This is a genomic window from Acrocarpospora pleiomorpha (genome assembly GCF_009687885.1).
In the GTDB taxonomy this organism is placed as follows: Bacteria; Actinomycetota; Actinomycetes; order Streptosporangiales; family Streptosporangiaceae; genus Acrocarpospora; species Acrocarpospora pleiomorpha.
In genome coordinates, this window is record NZ_BLAF01000060.1 from 24,989 (window position 1) to 42,495 (window position 17,507).

Sequence of the window (17,507 nt, forward strand, 5' to 3'; positions counted from 1 at the left end):
TTGGCGTAATGAGCAATGGTCTGCAACTGGTCGATGTGAGCCGGGAGTACGTCGCCGGGATTCCGGTGCTTTCGGGCATCGATCTGGCCATCGAGCCGGGCGAGTTCGTCACCGTCGTCGGCGCCAGCGGGTCGGGGAAGTCCACGCTGCTCTGCCTGATCGCGGGGCTGGCCCGCCCGACGACCGGGCAGGTGCTGCTGGACGGCCAGGAGGTGCTGGGCCCCGGGCCGGATCGTGGCATGGCCTTCCAGACGGCCTCGCTCTACCCGTGGCGGAGCGTCGCCCGCAATGTCGCCTTCGGCCTGGAGGCGCTGGGCGTGCCCCGGGCCGAGCGGGACGAGCGGGTGCGGTGGCTGCTGGACGAGGTCGGCCTGACCGCGTTCGCCGGGACGTTGCCGGGCAAGCTGTCCGGCGGCCAGCAGCAGCGGGTGTCGATCGCCAGGGCGCTGGCCTGCCAGCCGAGGGTGCTCCTGCTCGACGAGCCCTTCGGCGCACTCGACGTCCAGACAAAAGAAGACATGCAGCTGTTCATCCGGCAGATCTGGCAGGACGTCGGCACCACGATCGTCATGGTCACCCACGACGTCGAGGAGGCCGTCTTCCTCGGCCAGCGGGTGCTCGTGCTGTCCAGCGACCCCGGCCGGATCAGCCAGGACATCCCGGTCGACCTCCCCGAACCCCGAACTCTGGAGGTACGGCGAAGCACCGAGTTCCTGGCTCTTCGGGCGCGCGTCGAGGACCTGGTCCGGGCCGAGCACCGGGCACACCAGACCCTCAAGAGGCATGCCGGTTCGCCATAGCCGCCGCCCTCGGCACTAGGGTCGGCGGTGACAGTCTCTGAACTGAAAGGGATATCGACAATGGCGACCACGCGTACCGCGACGACCCAGTGGAAGGGCGCGCTTCTCGACGGCTCGGGCACGGTATCGCTCGACACCTCGGGGGTCGGCACCTTCGATGTGACGTGGGCCTCCCGCTCCCAGGAGGCGAACGGCAAGACCAGCCCGGAGGAGCTGATCGCAGCCGCGCACTCCTCCTGCTTCTCGATGGCGCTGTCGCACGGGCTGGCTCAGGCGGGCACCCCGCCGCAGTCGGTCGAGACCAAGGCGGACGTGACGTTCCAGCCGGGTGAGGGCATCACCGGCATCGTCATCTCCGTCCGGGCGCACGTTCCCGGCATCACCGCCGAGGACTTCCAGGCCGCCGCCGAAACGGCGAAGGCCAACTGCCCGGTCAGCAAGGCCCTCGCCGGAACCACGATCAGCCTCAACGCCGAATTGCTCAGCTAGGACCAGTTCGGCCCCCGTCGCGAGTGACGGGGGCCGTTTCGGTTCTACCGGGCGAGAATGTCGTCCAGGTTGTATGCGATCGGCTTCTCCAGCTGGTCATACGTGCACGACTCCGGCGACCGATCCGTCCGCCAGCGCCGGAACTGGGCGGTGTGCCGGAACCGCTCGCCCTCCATGTGGTCGTAGGCCACCTCGATCACCAGCTCGGGCCGCAGCGGAATGAACGACAGATCCTTCTTGGCGTTCCACCGCGACACCGCGCCCGGCAGCCGCTGCCCCTCCGGGCCGCCACCGACGCCGTTGCCTGCCCAGGCCGCCCACTCCCCCCACGGATGCTCCGACATCTCCGTGATCCGGTACGGCGCCAACTCGGCCACCAGCTCCTCCCGCCGCTTCATCGGGAACGACGCGGAGACACCCACATGGTGCAGCCGCCCGTCGTCGGAATACAGCCCCAGCAGCAACGACCCCACGATCGGCCCGCTCTTGTGCTCCCGATACCCGGCGATCACGCAGTCGGCGGTGCGTTCGTGCTTGACCTTGAACATCGTCCGCTTGTCCGGCTCGTACGGCGACCCGCCCGGTTTCACGATGATCCCGTCGAGCCCGGCGCCCTCGAACATCTCGAACCACTCGTTGGCGCGTTCTTGGATGGTGGTGATCGGCGTAAGCCGCACCGAATCGCCGGCTTTGGCGGTGACCTCTTCCAGGCGGGCGCGGCGCTCGGCGAACGGGAGCGCCATCAGGTTCTCCTCGCCCACGGCGAGCAGGTCGAAGGCGATGAACGACGCGGGGGTGTTCTCGGCGAGCAGTTTGACCCGGGAAGCGGCGGGGTGGATGCGCTGCTGGAGGGAGTCGAAGTCGAGGGTCTGCCCGCGCATGATGACGATCTCGCCGTCCACCACGCAGCGGTCGGGCAGCTCGCGCTTGATCGCCTCGACCAGCTCGGGGAAGTAGCGGGTGAACGGGCGTTCGTTGCGGCTGCCCAGGAAGACCTGGTCGCCGTCGCGGAACACGATGCACCGGAAGCCATCCCATTTGGGCTCGTAGAAGAGCGAGCCGTTCTGCGGCGGCATGCCTTTGACCGCTTTGGCGAGCATCGGCGAGACCGGTGGCAGCACCGGCAGCGTCAAATCCGAAATTTCCGTCATTATGCGCCCTCCCGGACGTAGCGGCAGAAGAGGAAGCCGTCCTCCTCCAGCACGTGCGCCAAGCCCAGCGCGCACTGGGCGGCGGTGCCGTTGAAGATCCGGGCCGCGTCGCCGCCGATCAGCAGCGGACTGACGGTCAGGCACAGTTCGTCCACCAGACCGGCCGCGGACAGCTGGGCGTTCAGCCGGGGCCCGCCCTCGCACAGGATCCGGCCGAGCCCGCGAGCGCGTAATTCCATCGTCACCCGGGCCAGGTCCACCCGCTCGTCCCCGGCCACCACGACCTCGGCGGAGCGAGCCGCCTCGCGCCGCCGGTCCTTGGGCGCGGCCTCGGTGGTGAACACGATCGTGCGCGCGGCCGGGTCGGTGTCGGCGAACAGCGGGCCGCCGAGATCGAGGTCGAGCCTGCGGGTGACGACCGCGATCGGAGGCGCGGCCGAGCGGCCGACGCGCAGCGCGCGCCAGGATTCCCGAGGCTCGACCGGCCCGTATCCCTCCACCCGCACGGTCGCCGCGCCCGCCAGGATCACGTCGGCCAGGCCGCGCAGCAACCCGAAGATCCGCTTGTCCCCCGAACCGGACAGCCCGCCGGAGACGCCCTTCAGCCAGGCTCCGCCATCGGCGCTGGACACCATATTGAGGCGCAGCCACGCGGCTCGCGGATAGCCATACGCGGCGACGAGATCCGGCTCCTCGGTCACGTGAGGATGTATCTGACGCACGTTTCTACACTGGCACAGCGCACCGACAGTCCGGGAGTCCGGCTCGGAGGTTCGGCCATAAACACGCCGAGTAACGTTTTAGTCTCTCCTGATGCCCGAATGTCAAGATCGGTGTTGGATCGAGGCAGATATACCGATGGGTGGGGAGACTTGTCGGAGGGGGCATTCGTGCCGCTTGTCGCTTTGGCGGCGTGGCTCTTGGCCGCGATCGTCGGAATCTACTTACTGTTTCTCTGGCTCGGCGGCGGTGGCCTCCGCCGGCAGGCCACCAAGGTCACCCGCTACCCGAACACGCTGATCTTCAGCCATCCACTGCTGGCGGTCACCGGGCTCGGCCTGTGGGCCGCATTCCTGATCACCGGGCAGCGCTGGTACGCGTGGGTCGCCTTCTTCGTGCTCACCGTGGTCGCGCTGCTCGGTTTCACCATGTTCACCCGATGGCTGGGAGGAGAAGGGCGCCACGCCCGGGGTTCGGAACGGCGGTTCCAGCGGCTGGCCGTGCTGCTGCACGGTGTGGCCGGAGTGTCGGCGTTCGTGCTGGTCCTGCTGACGGCCACGCAGATCACGCGCTAGACCGAGCGCAGGATCCGCAGCGATCGGCCGGCGACGTGGACCTCCGAGCCGTAGGTCCACGCCTGGTCGGGGAACGGGTCGTCGCTGACCCGTTCCCCGGCTGTGTCGATCGTGGCCTGCCAGCTGACGCCGTACTCCGCGCCTGGCAGGTTGAACGTCACCGCTTCGTGGTGGGCGTTGATCAGCAGCAGGAAGGACTGGTCGGCGATCTTCTCGCCGCGCGGCCCGGGTTCGGTGATCGCGTCGCCGTTGACGAAGACGCCGATGGACTTGGCGTATCCGGCGTGCCAGTCGCCGTGGTCCATTTCCCGGCCCGCGGGGGTGAGCCAGACGATGTCCCGCATGCCCTCGGAGTCCTTGCGGCCGGAGAAGAAACGGCGGCGGCGGAAGACCGGGTGGTCGCGGCGGAAGGCGGCGATGGCCCGGACGAATTCCAGCAGGTCGCCTTCGGTCCTGGCCAGCGACCAGTCCACCCAGGAGAGCTCGTTGTCCTGGCAGTAGGCGTTGTTGTTGCCGTGCTGGGTGCGGCCGAACTCGTCCCCGGCCGTGAGCATCGGCACGCCCTGGGAGACGAACAGGGTGGCCAGGAAGTTACGCCGCTGCCGGCGGCGCAGCCGCACGATCTCCGGATCCTCGACCGGGCCCTCGGCGCCGCAGTTCCAGGAGCGGTTGTCGTCGGATCCGTCCCGGTTGTGCTCGGTGTTCGCCTCGTTGTGCTTCCGGTCGTACGACACGAGGTCGTTGAGCGTGAAGCCATCGTGCGCGGTGACGAAGTTGATCGAGGCGATCGGGCGGCGGCCGCCGGTGGCGTACAGGTCGCTGGAGCCGGTGAGGCGGGAGGCGAACTCCGGCATAGTGGCTGAGGCGCCGCGCCAGTAGTCCCGGACCGTGTCGCGATATTTCCCGTTCCATTCGGTCCAGAGCGGGGGGAAATTTCCGACCTGGTACCCGCCGGGCCCGACGTCCCACGGTTCGGCGATCAGCTTCACCTGGGAGATCACCGGGTCCTGCTGGATCAGGTCGAAGAACGCCGACAGCCGGTCCACGTCATGCAGTTCCCTGGCCAGCGCGGCGGCCAGGTCGAACCGGAAACCGTCCACGTGCATCTCCAGGACCCAGTACCGCAGCGAGTCCATGATCAGCTGAAGCGCGTGCGGCGAGCGCACGTTGAGCGAGTTCCCGCATCCGGTGTAGTCCAGGTGATAGCGCTTGTCCGCGTCCAGCAGCCGGTAGTACGCCGCGTTGTCGATCCCGCGGAACCCGATCGTGGGGCCCATGTGGTCGCCCTCGGCCGTGTGGTTGTAGACCACGTCGAGGATGACCTCGATGCCCGCTTCGTGCAGAGCGCGCACCATGCTCTTGAACTCCTGCACCTGCTCGCCGCGCTGCCCCGCGCTCGAATACCCGTTGTGCGGGGCCAGAAAGGCCATCGTGTTGTAGCCCCAATAGTTGGTCAGCCCGCGCGCCACCAGGAAGTGCTCCGGGACGAACTGGTGCACCGGCATCAACTCGACGGCCGTCACCCCGATCGACAGCAGATGCTCGATCACCGCAGGATGCGCGAGCCCCGCGTAGGTCCCCCGCTCCCGCTCGGGCACCTGGGGATGGCGCATGGTGAGACCCTTCACATGCGCTTCGTAGATCACCGTCTCGTGGTACGGCGTGCGCGGCGGCCGGTCGTGCCCCCAGTCGAAGAACGGGTTCACCACGATGTTCTTCGGCATGTACGGCGCCGAATCGTCGCTGTTCAGCCGCCCTGGATCCGCGAGATAGTAGGAGAAGAGCGACTCGTTCCAGCGCACCTCCCCCTCGATCGCCTTCGCGTACGGATCGAGCAGCAGCTTCGCCGGGTTGCAGCGATGCCCGCGGCGTGGATCGTAGGGGCCGTGCACGCGGTAGCCGTACCGCTGGCCGGGCATCACCCCAGGTAGGTAGCCGTGCCAGACGAAGCCATCCATCTCCGGCAGATCCACCCGTGTCTCGGTGAGATCGTCGTCGTAGAGGCACAACTCCACCCGATCGGCGATCTCGGAGAACACCGAAAATCCCGTGCCCACCCCATCCCAGGTGGCGCCGAGTGGGTACGGCTCTCCAGGCCAGACATCGCGCATGTATCCCCATTGTCCACTGATGAGCCCCCTTCCGCACCCCGTGAATTTCCCGGTCGCTAGTCTGTTTTGGTAGGCCGTATCGTGGAGCATCGGGGGAAGCTCATGAGGTACGTGGGGTTTCATACCCTATTGCTGAGCATCGTCCTCCTTGCCGGATGCACCCACGAGGCGCCCAGCCTGGCCCTCGCGGCCGCGGGCGGATCGTCCACCCCTGAGGACTGGTGCAAGGCTCAGGGCGGGACAGTGCAGTCCTACGTGCCGAAGAACCCCGAAGCGCCCACCATCGAACAACCCATGTGCGTCTTCCGCAATCCCGACGGCACCAAGATCCTCATCAGCACCACCACGCTGGCGGCCCCGCACGCCACACTGGCCTCCGTCGCCTACGTCAACAGGCCACCCGCGCCCGACGTCGACGGCGCCATCAACCCCGCCGCCGCCTACTGCCTGGCCCTGGGCGGCAAGACCGACCCGAAGGGCTGGGTCCCCACCGACAACCAGACGACCCGCCCGATCCCGCTCTGCGTCTTCAGCGACAATTCCATCATCGACACCTGGGGCCTGGCCTCCCGCGCGTCCAGCCCACCCGTGGGCCCTGACCTGACCTACAAGTTCCGCTATCGAAGCCCGAGCCCTTCGCCCTCGCCGACCGGGACGAATGCCGTCCAGATGCCGCCTAAACCGGCGCCCCCTCTTCCCCTTCTATGATCAGGACTCTTGCTTATCTTGAGGCGTGTCCGCCTCCTCGGGTTCCCTCGAGTCCAGGAACTGATCCAATACGATTATCCCGTCGCTCTTGTCGTTCTCGAATAAGGAACGGTCCATGCGCTCGGGGACGGGCTCATGCAGATTCCTGAGCATCCCGCGTAGGTGGTATTGGGTTACGGCACGGCCCGAGGGATCGGCCAGCCGGAACCAATTCTCGGCCTCCTGGTTTCTGCCCCTCTTTTCGAGCAGGGCGGCCAGCAGGTACATCGCTTGGTCGTGGTTCATCTCAGCGGCCCGGCGAAGCCAGAGTTCGGCCTCCTCGATCATGTCCATCCTCATCAGCAAGAAGGCGTGCTGATACATCGCCTCATCCTGGCCCGCCTCCGCCGCTCGGAGAAACCAGTACTCGGCCTCTTCGTTCCTGCGCCGCTTCATCAGCAGCGCGGCGAGTTCGTACATCGCCAGGCCATGGCCGGCCTTCGCCGCCTTGTAGAACCAGGACTCGGCCTCATCCCGATCGACTTCGGTGTGGTGTAGTCCAAGGGCGTACATGGCCTTGCTCTGGCCGGCTTCGGCCGCCTGGCGGAACCAGGTTTCGGCTTCTGCCTTCCGATTGTCCTGGGTCAGGAGGGTGGCGAGGTTATAGGCGGCTGTTGGATTTCCGGCTTCGGTCGCCCGCCTGTACCATTCCTCGGCCTCCTCTTTCAGGCCCCTGTTGTGCAGGCTGAGACCCAGATTGTTCATGGCGCTGCCATGATTGGCCTCGGCCGCGCGCCGATACCAGGCCTCGGCTTCCTCGTTCTTCGCGCGATCATCGAGGACGGATCCCAGATTGCACATGGCGTCCACGCTTCCGGCGTCGGCCGCCGAGCGAAACCATTCCAGGGCTTCTGTCCGCCGACCGGAGTTGACCAGGAGGACGCCGAGGTTGTTCATCGCGCCCGGATGACCCGCTTCGGCCGCCTGCCGATACCACTGTTCGGCCTCATCCTGACCCTTGAGCAGTTTCGCCAGATTGTAGGCGGCGCTCTTGTGCCCGTCATCGGCTGCGCGGCGATACCACTGTTCGGCCTGCTCCTGATCGCCGAGTTCCTTGTGCAACTTGGCCAGGTTGAACATGGCGGAGGTCTGCCCGCTTTCGGCGGCTCGCCGATACGAGGTATCCGCCTCCGCCATCCGTCCGGCCTCCTGCTGGAGGAATCCAAGAATGCCGTTGGCCCACTCCTCGCCGCTCTCGGCAATGCGGAGGAACGCCTCCTCGCTGATGTCGGATCGGCCTGCCCGATAAGCGGACAGGCCGATCGGCGTCAGATCCGCGATGTCCGCCGTCGAAATCAGTTCGGACCAGAGTGCGCCCGGGATCGTGTCGATGCTCTCGGTGCGCTGGACATGGTCGACCAGATAGTCGAATGGCTCGAAATTCTCCGTGCCTACGGGCACGAGGCAGGAACTCGCCCCTTTCACCGGCTGAATCGCCCATTCGATCCCGAGATCGAATGCGTCGTCGCTCTGCCGTTCACGGCTCCGGTGGTCCAGATAGAGGGGAACGCCGCTCGCCAGCAGGGAACGGCTGATCGGCCCCGGTAACCCCGCACGCCGCACGTCGATCGCGGCGCTGATAATCGCCCCGGCCACCACGTTCTGCCCGTGGTGCGCGGACTGCCAGCGTTCGAGCGCCGCCGGACCGGCCGCCAGATATTCGGCGAACCCCGCGTCGCCCGGCTGGTCGAGGGCGGCGGCGATGCGCAGGTCGCTCCTCAGGTCCGCCGCACGGGTGCGCTCCCGCTCGGTCAGCTTCAGATCCAGATAGAGCACCCGAGCGCGTCGCATGACGTCGTCGACGGCCCGGGAGATGGCCGTCTCCAGCCGCACGTCCGTCAACTCGTTGCGTGCCTCCGCACGTAGCGTGGCCAGCATGAGCACATCTTTCGAGTCCTGCGGGCAGAGCGCGTCGAGAACGCTGCCGTCGAGGCCGCCGCCGATCAGATGCCGGTCGATGTCGTCGAGCCAGATCACCGCGTTTCCGATCGGAACTCCGGCCAGGGCGATGTCCCTCAGCGAGGTGGGTCCCGCGGGCACGACCAGCCATCGGTCCGGTAAGGATTCTCGGACGAACTCGTAGGCGAGCCTGCTCTTTCCCGCGGTCGACGCGCCCTCGAGGATGACCAGTCCGCCTTCATCCGCCGCTTCCTTCAGGCGTTCCTGTAAATCGCGTTCGACGTATGGGGGCTGACCGGCGTCGCCGTCGGCGGTCTCCGCCCGAGCGGCCGGATGCACGCCAAGCGCCATGGCGTTGGCGCAGTTACGGACTCGCTGGAGCCGGCCCGAGCGGCTGTGCATTCGGGTGTGCGCCAGCAGGGCGGCGTGTTGCCGGCGCGGTTGCTCGATCCATTCGCCGCTGAGTTTCTTGAAAGGGTCCGCGGCGAGCCCGACGCAGAAGGCGACTCCCGCGATCAGCACCGCCAGCCAGGTGGGCGGTTGGGGAATCCGGGAGAGCGCGACGAGCGCGATTGTCGCCGTGGCCGCGACCGCCAGCGCGAGCCCCGAGACCAATCGCCGCCATCTACCCATGCCCGCTCCGCCGCTAGCCCAGCCCCCTGGACCACCCATGGCGGTCCATGGATGTATCGAATTGTCACTTCCACCCGTTTCAGCACCAAGCAAGCGTGCGCTTGGTGCCTAGTCGTCGTGTCGCGCCTTCGAGGGCTGGACTCGCTTCGGCTCGCCCGGCATCTTCGGATAGTTCGGTGGGTACGGCATATCGCCGCGTTCGTCCTCCTGGTACTTCTGGAGCAGTTCCTCCAGCGAGAACGACTGGTCGTCGATCGTGCGGTGCACGTCCCCGAGCTTGGCGAAGCGCTCCGGCATCGTCCGGATGTCGAAGTCGCGGGGGTCGCAGTCGGTCAGTTCCTCCCAGGTCACGGGGGCGGAGACCGGCGCTTCTGGTTTGGCGCGGACCGAGTAGGCGCTGGCGACCGTGCGATCGCGGGCGTTCTGGTTGAAGTCGATGAAGACCTTCTCGCCGCGTTCCTCTTTCCACCAGGCGGTGGTGGCCAGGTCGGGTGCCCGGCGTTCGACCTCGCGGGCGAAGGTGATCGCCGCGTACCTGACTTCGGTGAAGGTCCAGCGGGGCTCGATCCGTACGGCGATGTGGATGCCGCGGTTTCCCGAGGTCTTCGGGAAACCGGTCAGGCCGAGGTCGTCGAGGACGGTCTTGGCCGTGAACGCCACCTTTCTGGCCTGGTCGAAGCCGGTGCCGGGCTGGGGGTCGATGTCGATGCGGAGCTCGTCCGGATGGTCGAGGTTGCCGCGCCGGGAGTGCCAGGGGTGGAAGTCGATCGTGCCCAGGTTGGCGCACCACGCGATGCCGGCGACTTCGGTGGGACAGAAGGCGTCAGCCGTACGACCGCTGGGAAAGCGGACGTTCACCGTTTCGATCCAGTCGGGGTGTTTGGGCATGCGTTTCTGGTAGATCGCATCGGTTTCGATGCCGTCGGGGTGGCGTTTGATGTACGTGGGGCGCTCGCGCACCGCCCGCAGGACGCCGTCACCGACGCTCACGTAGTACTCCACCAGCTCGCGCTTGGTCGCGCCGATGCCCGGGAAGTAGACCTTGTCCGGGTTGCTGACCTTGACGGTCCGACCCTCGACGTCGAGTTCTATGTACGGCGATGCCATAGCTCGGACGATACCCACTTATAGCCTCAGGGATGGCCGCCCGCCCCCACCCGGAAATGTCCCCGGGAAGTTTCCGGCGGGGGGTCGGGTTGACTCCAGTGAACCCGACGAACAAGGCTGGTGAGCATGGACAAGGTGGTCAAGAGCGAGGCCGAGTGGCGTGTGCAGCTGTCCCCGGAGGAGTTCCGGGTGCTGCGGCAGGCGGGCACCGAGCGGCCCTTCACGGGGGAGTATGTCGACACCAAGACCGTTGGCGTCTACAGCTGCCGGGCGTGCGGGACGGAGCTGTTCCGTTCGGAGACCAAGTTCGAGTCGCACTGCGGCTGGCCGTCCTTCTTCGAGCCGACCAAATCAGACGCCGTCACCCTGATCGAGGACCGCACCCTGGGCATGACCCGCGTCGAGGTCCGCTGCGCGACCTGCGACTCCCACCTGGGCCACGTCTTCCACGGCGAGGGCTACGCCACCCCCACCGACGACCGCTACTGCATCAATTCAGTAAGCCTGACCCTCAAGCCCGCCTAAGCCCCGGGTTCGAGATCTGGTGAAATGCGCTGGGCCGGCGTCACAGTAGCTCCTGGCGCCGGTGCGGCGAGAACCACCACCCGCGCGAACGGCGCCGGATAACGGCGAGTAAGCCGACGACCTGCTCATTCTGCCAGTCGTTCTAAGCCTCGGGTTCGGGGTGGGTGACTCGGCAGTCGGTGTCGTCCGGGCCGAGGATGTTGGCGAGGACGGGGTTGCCGTTCTCGCCAAACTGGGCTTGGACGAAGACGACAGGGTCACGCTCGCCGATTGAGGCGAGGTAGAGCAGGCCACGTTCGCAGAGCCGGAGGGCGGTCTTGGAGTTGTTGGCGCTCTCCGGCAAGTCGGTGTATATCCGCAGGTAGCGGCCGGTGGCCCGGATGTCGGTCACCCGGCCGTTCGTTTTGTCGGCCCAGCGGTTGTTGAAGTAGGCCACGGCGGAATCACTGGTGTATTCAGACTTATCCGAGACCTTCTTTTCGTCGTCTTTGTCCGTGTTGACCACGTGAAGCTCGCCCGTGGCGGTCGGAGTGGCGGCCACCGGGGCGGGGGGCGGATCGGATCGCAGCAGCTGGGTGCCGATGGCCACACCGCCGAGGATCAGGCAGGCCACGCCGATGCTGATCTCCGCGACCCGCGATCGAGGCCGCCGTCGTTTTCCTCTGGAACGTGCCACCCCGACCGACATCGCCCCTCGCAAATGACAGGAATTTCGTCCGAGTATCGCAATAGAGGCGAGATCGTGGCCGGGAATCATGCAGAACAGGCATACGCATTCCCGGGATGCCGGGCATATCGTCCCGTGACAGCGGGAACCGGATTATGGGGAAATGAGTCCCGTGAGCGTGCGATCGGCTCTGGCTTGGGGTGTTTTCGGGCTGTCCTGCGCGCTGGTAGGCGTGGGCAGCGTGATCCGACCGGGTGACCCGGTCGACGCGGCGCTGGCGCTGGGATTCACGCCGCTGGGGGCATACCTGATCAGCCATCGCAAAGGCGGCGCGGTGGGGCCACTCTGCCTGCTAGCCGGCCTCAGCGCCGTCACCTACGCCGCCGGTGCGTACGGCTCACGCGCGGGTTGGCCCGCGGCCGACTGGGCGGTCGGACTCGCCGCACTGACCTGGGCGCCGCCACTGCTGGCCGGATGCACGCTGCTGCTGTTACTGGTGCCCGACGGGAAACTGCCCGGACCTCGCTGGCGGCCGGTGGCGGCGGTCGCGATCATCGCGATCGTGCTGTTCACGGTCACCGCCGCGCTGATCCCGGCCGATGACGCGCGCAGCCCCATCGCGATCGAGGCGCTGCGCCCGCTCCAACTGTTCACACTGCCGATCGTCGGCACCCTGGCGGCGATCGCGGCCGTCTCCGCGGTCGGCCTGGTGGTTCGGACGGCTCGCGCCCGTGGCCCTCTCCGCCTGCAACTGCTGTGGATCTGCGTCGGCGCGGTACTGGCCGTGCTGGGTGCGTTCCTCCCCGCCTTCGTCCCCCTGCCCGGAGCAGGCGTCCCCTTCATCCTCGCCCTACCGATCTGTGTCGCCGTCGCGATGCTCCGCCACGACCTGTACGACACCAGCCTCCCCCTCCGCCGCTTCCTGACCTTGGCCCTGCTCGCCGGCGCACTCGTCCTGCTCTACCTCCTGGTCGTACGGCTAACCGGCACCACCATCCCCGCCACCGTCGCCGTGGCCGTGGCCGTCGAGCCCCTCCACCACTGGCTCGGCCGCGCCGCCGGTCGCATCCTGTACGGCGGGCGTTCCGACCCCCAGGAAGTCCACGCCCGCCTGGCCCGACGCCTCGCCGACACCTCGGACCCGGCCGGAATCCTGGCCGCCGTCGGCGACGCCGTCGTGGAAGCCGTCAGGACTCCGTACGCGCGAATCGAACTCGGCGGCCACGACGAGCCCTTGAAGATCGTCGAAAGGGGTCGTCCCGCGCCCGTCACGCTGGCGGTTCCGCTCCGGTTCCAGGGCGAGGAGCTCGGCGCCGTCCTGGTCTCGCGGGAATCGTCGGGCGACCGGCGGGCCCTCGACCAGCTGGCCCTGCAGGCGGGCGCCGCGCTCGCCGCCGCCCACCGCGCGGCCGCGCTGCAACGCTCCCGGCTGCTGCTGGTCACCGCCAGGGAGGAGGAGCGCCGGCGCATCAGCCGGGACCTGCACGACGGGCTCGGTCCCGTCCTGGCCGGAATCGGCTTCACGGTCGACGCGGCCGGAAACGCGCTCGCGGCCAACCCGGACCGGGCACGCGGCCTGCTCACCCAGATCCGCGCCCAGGTCCACGAGGCCGGCACCAGCGTACGCGGCGTGGTCCGCGGCCTTCGTCCCCCCGAACTCGCCCAACTCGGCCTGGCCAGGGCGATCGAACAATCCGCCGCCGAACTCCGCGCGGGCGGCCTCCCCATCGACGTCACGATCACCGGCACGTCGCCCCTCACCGCCGCCGCCGAAGTGGCCCTCTACCTCGTCGCCCGCGAAGCCCTCACCAACGCGGTACGCCACGCCACCCCCACCCACTGCGCAATCCACCTACGCCCGGCCCAAAAGGGATTCGAAATCACGGTGACCGACAACGGCTCCGGCCTCCCACCCCACACCCACCCAGGCACCGGCCTCACCTCCATGCGCGAACGCGTCGAAGAACTCGACGGCACCCTCACCATCCAGTCGGCCCCCTCCGGAACGACCGTACGCGCCTGGATCCCCCAATGATCCGCCTCCCGACCGCCGACAATCACCCGCTCCAGCACGACCTGCACACCTGGAACCCCCGGTGATCCGCCTCCTGGTCGCCGACGATCACCCAGTCGTCAGGGATGGCCTGCGCGCCCTGATGTCCACTGTCGAGGGCATCGAGGTCGTGGCTGTCGCCGGAGACGGTGTCCAGGCCCTGCGCGCGGTTCGAGAGCAGCCGGTGGATGTGGTCCTGATGGACATCGCCATGCCGGTCATGGACGGCATCGAGGCCACCCGCCGCCTGACCAGGGAACCATCCCCGCCGACGGTGATCATGCTCACCATGTCCGACGACGACCTGTCCCTGCTGGCCGCCGTCCGCGCCGGAGCCCGCGGTTACCTTCTCAAGAACTCCGGCCAGGACGACGTCATCGCCGCCGTCCGCGCCGCCGCGCGAGGCCAGGCCGTCTTCGGCCCCGGCACGGCCGAGTCGTTGATCGCCCTCCTGCACGCTCCACCCAGGACGGCCGCTCCCCCATTCCCGCAGCTCACCCACCGGGAACGCGAAGTCCTCGACCTCCTGGCGAGGGGCCTGGGCAACCAGGCGATCGCCCAGCAACTCCACCTGAGCCCCAAAACCGTAGCCAACACGATCTCCGCCATCCTCCCCAGAATCGGCGCCCACGACCGCGCCCACGCCATCGAATCCGCCCGATCCGCCGGTCTTGGCCTCCCACACAGTCCGTAACTACCGGGATGCTTTTCCCTGGTGATCAGGAAAGCACCAGTTCGAGGCTGGACAGAAAATCGATCCTCGTTGAGGAGGGCGAAATGTCCAGGCTCTCTCGGTTGTTCAAGCTCTCTCGGTTGTCCAGGCTCCCTGGATTGTCCAGGCTCTCTGGGTTAGGGCCATGGCCGCCGCTGGTGGCCACCGCCTCGGCAGTGCTGGGCGTCGCCCAGCTGGTTCACACACAGGTGGTGCCGTTCGCCAGCGCGGGCGACTACCTGATTGAGGCGGCGTACTCGCTCTATCTGGCCAGCGCCATCCCAGGCGTGCTCACGATCCGCCGAGCAAATCCGAAATGGGGCCTCCCCGGAAACATCGGCACCGTGCTGTACGCGCTGGCACACGGCCTGATCGCCATCCCCGTCAGCATGACCCTGCTCCTAACCAACCAACCGCCCCCACAACTATCCATGCTGTTCCTACCGGGCCTAGCCCTATGGCTAGCCGGATCAGCACTGATGGGAATAGCCATGTTCCGCCAGAACCAACCGATCCTCGGCATCGCACTCCCAGCAGCCCTACCGCTCGCCATGCTGCTCGGAGCAGCGGGCCCTCTGGTGGAAGCAGCTCTGTGGGCCACACTGTCCACCACAGGAACCCGCCGACAGCAACCACCACACGCATCGCCCCGACAACACCCCAGCCCTGGCCGCCGCAGGAGAGCGGCGACCTAACCCGCTCCGCGATCCGTGCTGGGGGCGCAAGATGCTGACCACGGCGGGAGAGTGGTGGTCCTCTCCCCCCAGTGAGGTTCGCCAACCCATTGGGGCCCACCGACCGGCAGCCACCGTGCTCGGCACCGGACCGAGCCTGCCGTTTGACCGAACCTGTTTAGCCGGTGGGCTTTCGTTTGCGGCGTTACGGGAGAGCGGCGATCAGTTCGCTGATGGGTTTGCGGGTGCCGGTGTAGAAGGGGATCTCGATCCGGGTGTGGCGGCGGGCCTCGGCGCCCCTGAGGTGGCGCATCAGGTCGACGATGCGGTGGAGTTCGTCGGCTTCGAAGGCGAGCATCCACTCGTAGTCGTTCAACGCGAAGCAGGCGACCGTGTTCGCGCGCACGTCGGGGTAGTCGCGGGCCATCTTGCCGTGTTCGGCGAGCATGGTCCGGCGCTCCGACTCGTCCAGGAGATACCAGTCCAAGGAACGGACGAACGGGTAGACGCAGACGAAACCCTTCGGCTCTTCCTCGGCGAGGAAGGCGGGAATGTGCGACTTGTTGAACTCGGCCGGGCGGTGCAGCGCCATCGCCGACCAGACCGGCTCGCTGGCCCTGCCCAGGCCGGTACGGCGGAACCGCCCGTACACCTCCTGGAGGTCCTCGGCCGAAGGGGCGTGCCACCACACCATGAAGTCCGCGTCAGCGCGGAACCCGGCCACGTCGTAGACGCCGCGGGTCACCACATCCTTCTGCGCCGCCTGCCCTAGCAGCTCCGCCACTTCCTCTGCCAGCGTGTCGCGGTTCCCGGGGAGGGCGTCACGCAGCCGGAAGACCGACCACATCGTGTAGCGGATCACGTTGTTGAGATCACGTGCCTTGAGCCGCGGGCTCGTTTCCTGGGTGCCTTCCGTCATGATGACATTCTCCCCCTGGGTCGAGGTGCTCCAGAATCCGGGATGCTGCTCTCCTCGCAGTCCCCACACAGGCCGGAATTCCAAGACCGTCGTAGGCGGCCCCGCAGACCGCCAGCCCAGGATGAACATCGACGGCAGCGCGAACGCGGGCAATCCGCTCATTGTGACCAACGTTGTACTGCGGCAGCCCGCCACCCCACCGGCTGACCCGCGAGTCGACCGGCCGCCCCCGCACTCCAGCGGTCTCGGCCAACTCGGCCATGGCGAGAGCGACCAGGTCGGCGTCATCACGCTGGAGCACATGCTCTTCCCCGACCCGCCCAATCGAACAACGAACCAGAACGAGATCGGAACCGGAAACACTCCGCGTTCCAGGAACAGAGCCAGCGACGGAGCCGCGAGGAGTTGCACCAACGGATTCGGCAGCATACCCAGCAGTAGATCGGCTACCAGATCCAGCGACAGTCCCTGCGACCGAGTCAGCCCCATGGTCCGGAGCGGAGTGGGCGACGAAACCTCCCGCCGAATCGACAGCGAAATGGCCTGCGAAAACGCCCTCCGAGTCGGCAGCGGAGTCGGCGAGATGCGGCCACTTGGACGTGCTGAATGTGACGGCCTTGACCGCGCGGCCCTCGATTGGCGGGACGAGGTATCCGGTGCCCTCGGGTAGAGCGGAGAACGCGTCCCGGGGGTAGGCGAGGGTGATGATGGCCATGCTCGCGTATTCGATCTGGGCGAGTTCGCTGGCAGCGGTGGGCACGTCGTGGCTGAGCAAGCGGGACGCGGCTGGCCCGGGGACGGCGAGAATGACGGCATCGGCCTCGATCATCGCCTCCTCCCTGGTCGGGCCGGTGACAAGCCGCCAGCCCGTCTGGGTACGGCTCAGCCCGCGCACCATCACTCCGGTCCTGATCTGCGCGCCCGAGGCCTCAGCCAGAGCGGGCGGGAGGCTGCCCAGCCCGCCCCTGAGGGTGGTGAACACCGGCCCGGCGTCTTTCGGCACGGCGGCCACGATGTCTTTGGCCACTCGGAGCAGTGATCGTTCGGTCCGCGCGGCCGCCGCGATCGCGGGCATGGTGGCGGCCAGCGACAGGTGATCGGCTCGTCCCGCGTAGACCCCGCCCAGCAGCGGCTCGACCAGCCGGTCAACGACCTCGTCACCCATCCTGGCTTTGATGTATTCGGCAACGGATATGTCACCATTCACCAGCGTGGGCGGCAGCACTTGATCCATGGGCACCCGGGCCAAACCGCCCGGCGACAGGATGCCCGATCGCGCCAGCGCGGCCAGATCGGACGGCACACCCATCACCTGACCCGCGGGCATCGGACGCAACTCGCCCCGCGAGAAAATCGACGATCGCATAGTGCCGGGATCCACAAGCTGATCTCCCAGCCCGATGGCCGCGACCAGCTCCTTACCTTCCGGCCGCCGCGCCAGCATGGACTCGGCTCCCGCATCGATCAACACACCCGCGACCTCAGACGCGTGCAACTTCCCGCCGACCCGAGACGCGCCCTCCAGCACCGTGACCCGCAGCCGGGGAGCCGCCGACCGCAGAAACCACGCCGCGGCCAAACCGGCAATCCCCGCCCCCACGATCACGACATGCTTGTCCATCCCCATGCCGCTCAACGCTACTCGGCACCACCGACAGTCCCCCACCTCACCCATGCTCACCAACTCACCCAGGCTCCCCTAACCCGCCAGCGGGTCACCGTGAC

16 protein-coding genes are annotated in these 17,507 nt (G+C 67.5%); 8 read left to right on the forward strand and 8 right to left on the reverse strand.

Annotation, left to right across the window (positions count from 1 at the left end):
• Positions 1–8 precede the first annotated feature (8 nt).
• A complete protein-coding gene (locus Aple_RS38980; protein ID WP_170321890.1) occupies positions 9–800 on the forward strand; it encodes an ABC transporter ATP-binding protein in 792 nt (263 codons plus the stop codon).
• 60 nt (positions 801–860) lie between these two features.
• Positions 861–1,289, forward strand: a complete 429-nt coding sequence (locus Aple_RS38985) for an OsmC family peroxiredoxin (RefSeq protein ID WP_155349790.1) — start codon at positions 861–863, stop codon at positions 1,287–1,289.
• Positions 1,290–1,333: 44 nt separating this feature from the next.
• On the opposite strand, the gene Aple_RS38990 is transcribed toward Aple_RS38985, so the two are convergent.
• Both Aple_RS38990 and Aple_RS38995 read right to left on the reverse strand, forming a co-directional pair.
• Positions 1,334–2,440, reverse strand: coding sequence for an ATP-dependent DNA ligase (locus tag Aple_RS38990; RefSeq protein WP_246265054.1), 1,107 nt, complete (start codon positions 2,438–2,440; stop codon positions 1,334–1,336).
• On the reverse strand, positions 2,440–3,141 hold the full coding sequence (locus tag Aple_RS38995; RefSeq protein WP_246265055.1) for a pyrimidine reductase family protein: 702 nt from the start codon (positions 3,139–3,141) through the stop codon (positions 2,440–2,442). The genes Aple_RS38990 and Aple_RS38995 overlap by 1 nt, the downstream gene beginning before the upstream one ends.
• A 189-nt stretch (positions 3,142–3,330) precedes the next feature.
• Here Aple_RS38995 and Aple_RS39000 point away from each other — a divergent pair, with 189 nt between their 5' ends.
• Positions 3,331–3,735, forward strand: a complete 405-nt coding sequence (locus tag Aple_RS39000; protein WP_155349792.1) for a hypothetical protein — start codon at positions 3,331–3,333, stop codon at positions 3,733–3,735.
• Here Aple_RS39000 and glgX read toward each other — a convergent pair.
• Positions 3,732–5,846 carry a glycogen debranching protein GlgX gene (glgX, locus tag Aple_RS39005; RefSeq protein WP_155349793.1) on the reverse strand — a complete coding sequence of 705 codons (2,115 nt, stop codon included), beginning with the start codon at positions 5,844–5,846 and terminating at the stop codon, positions 3,732–3,734. The genes Aple_RS39000 and glgX overlap by 4 nt on opposite strands.
• 129 nt (positions 5,847–5,975) lie before the next feature.
• Between glgX and Aple_RS39010 the strand changes: the two genes are divergently transcribed.
• Positions 5,976–6,554 (forward strand): DUF333 domain-containing protein, encoded by a 579-nt coding sequence (locus tag Aple_RS39010; protein ID WP_155349794.1) that lies wholly within the window; start codon positions 5,976–5,978, stop codon positions 6,552–6,554.
• On the opposite strand, the gene Aple_RS39015 is transcribed toward Aple_RS39010, so the two are convergent.
• Both Aple_RS39015 and ligD read right to left on the reverse strand, forming a co-directional pair.
• Positions 6,555–9,107 carry a tetratricopeptide repeat protein gene (locus tag Aple_RS39015; protein WP_170321891.1) on the reverse strand — a complete coding sequence of 851 codons (2,553 nt, stop codon included), beginning with the start codon at positions 9,105–9,107 and terminating at the stop codon, positions 6,555–6,557.
• A 126-nt stretch (positions 9,108–9,233) separates the two neighbouring features.
• Positions 9,234–10,232 (reverse strand): non-homologous end-joining DNA ligase, encoded by a 999-nt coding sequence (gene ligD / locus Aple_RS39020; RefSeq protein WP_174889933.1) that lies wholly within the window; start codon positions 10,230–10,232, stop codon positions 9,234–9,236.
• A 126-nt stretch (positions 10,233–10,358) separates the two neighbouring features.
• On the opposite strand from ligD, the gene msrB reads away from it, so the two are divergent.
• The gene (gene msrB, locus Aple_RS39025; protein ID WP_155349796.1) at positions 10,359–10,757 is read left to right on the forward strand and encodes a peptide-methionine (R)-S-oxide reductase MsrB; all 399 of its coding nucleotides are present in this window, start codon (positions 10,359–10,361) and stop codon (positions 10,755–10,757) included.
• Positions 10,758–10,899: 142 nt separating this feature from the next.
• Here the strand turns inward: msrB and Aple_RS39030 are convergent, their stop codons facing one another.
• Positions 10,900–11,433, reverse strand: a complete 534-nt coding sequence (locus Aple_RS39030; protein ID WP_155349797.1) for a hypothetical protein — start codon at positions 11,431–11,433, stop codon at positions 10,900–10,902.
• A 163-nt stretch (positions 11,434–11,596) separates the two neighbouring features.
• On the opposite strand from Aple_RS39030, the gene Aple_RS39035 reads away from it, so the two are divergent.
• The 3 genes from Aple_RS39035 to Aple_RS39045 all read left to right on the forward strand — a co-directional run bounded on the left by Aple_RS39035 (position 11,597) and on the right by Aple_RS39045 (position 14,884).
• Positions 11,597–13,459 carry a sensor histidine kinase gene (locus Aple_RS39035; RefSeq protein WP_155349798.1) on the forward strand — a complete coding sequence of 621 codons (1,863 nt, stop codon included), beginning with the start codon at positions 11,597–11,599 and terminating at the stop codon, positions 13,457–13,459.
• A 61-nt stretch (positions 13,460–13,520) separates the two neighbouring features.
• The gene (locus Aple_RS39040) at positions 13,521–14,171 is read left to right on the forward strand and encodes a response regulator transcription factor (protein WP_218038728.1); all 651 of its coding nucleotides are present in this window, start codon (positions 13,521–13,523) and stop codon (positions 14,169–14,171) included.
• A 137-nt stretch (positions 14,172–14,308) separates the two neighbouring features.
• Entirely contained in the window at positions 14,309–14,884 is a 576-nt protein-coding gene (locus Aple_RS39045; protein ID WP_155349799.1) for a hypothetical protein, read from the forward strand.
• A 184-nt stretch (positions 14,885–15,068) separates the two neighbouring features.
• On the opposite strand, the gene hemQ is transcribed toward Aple_RS39045, so the two are convergent.
• Both hemQ and hemG read right to left on the reverse strand, forming a co-directional pair.
• Entirely contained in the window at positions 15,069–15,782 is a 714-nt protein-coding gene (hemQ, locus tag Aple_RS39050) for a hydrogen peroxide-dependent heme synthase (protein ID WP_155349800.1), read from the reverse strand.
• Entirely contained in the window at positions 15,736–17,409 is a 1,674-nt protein-coding gene (gene hemG, locus Aple_RS55060; RefSeq protein WP_246265056.1) for a protoporphyrinogen oxidase, read from the reverse strand. Before hemG ends, hemQ begins: the two co-directional genes overlap by 47 nt.
• Between the last annotated feature and the right edge of the window lie 98 nt (positions 17,410–17,507).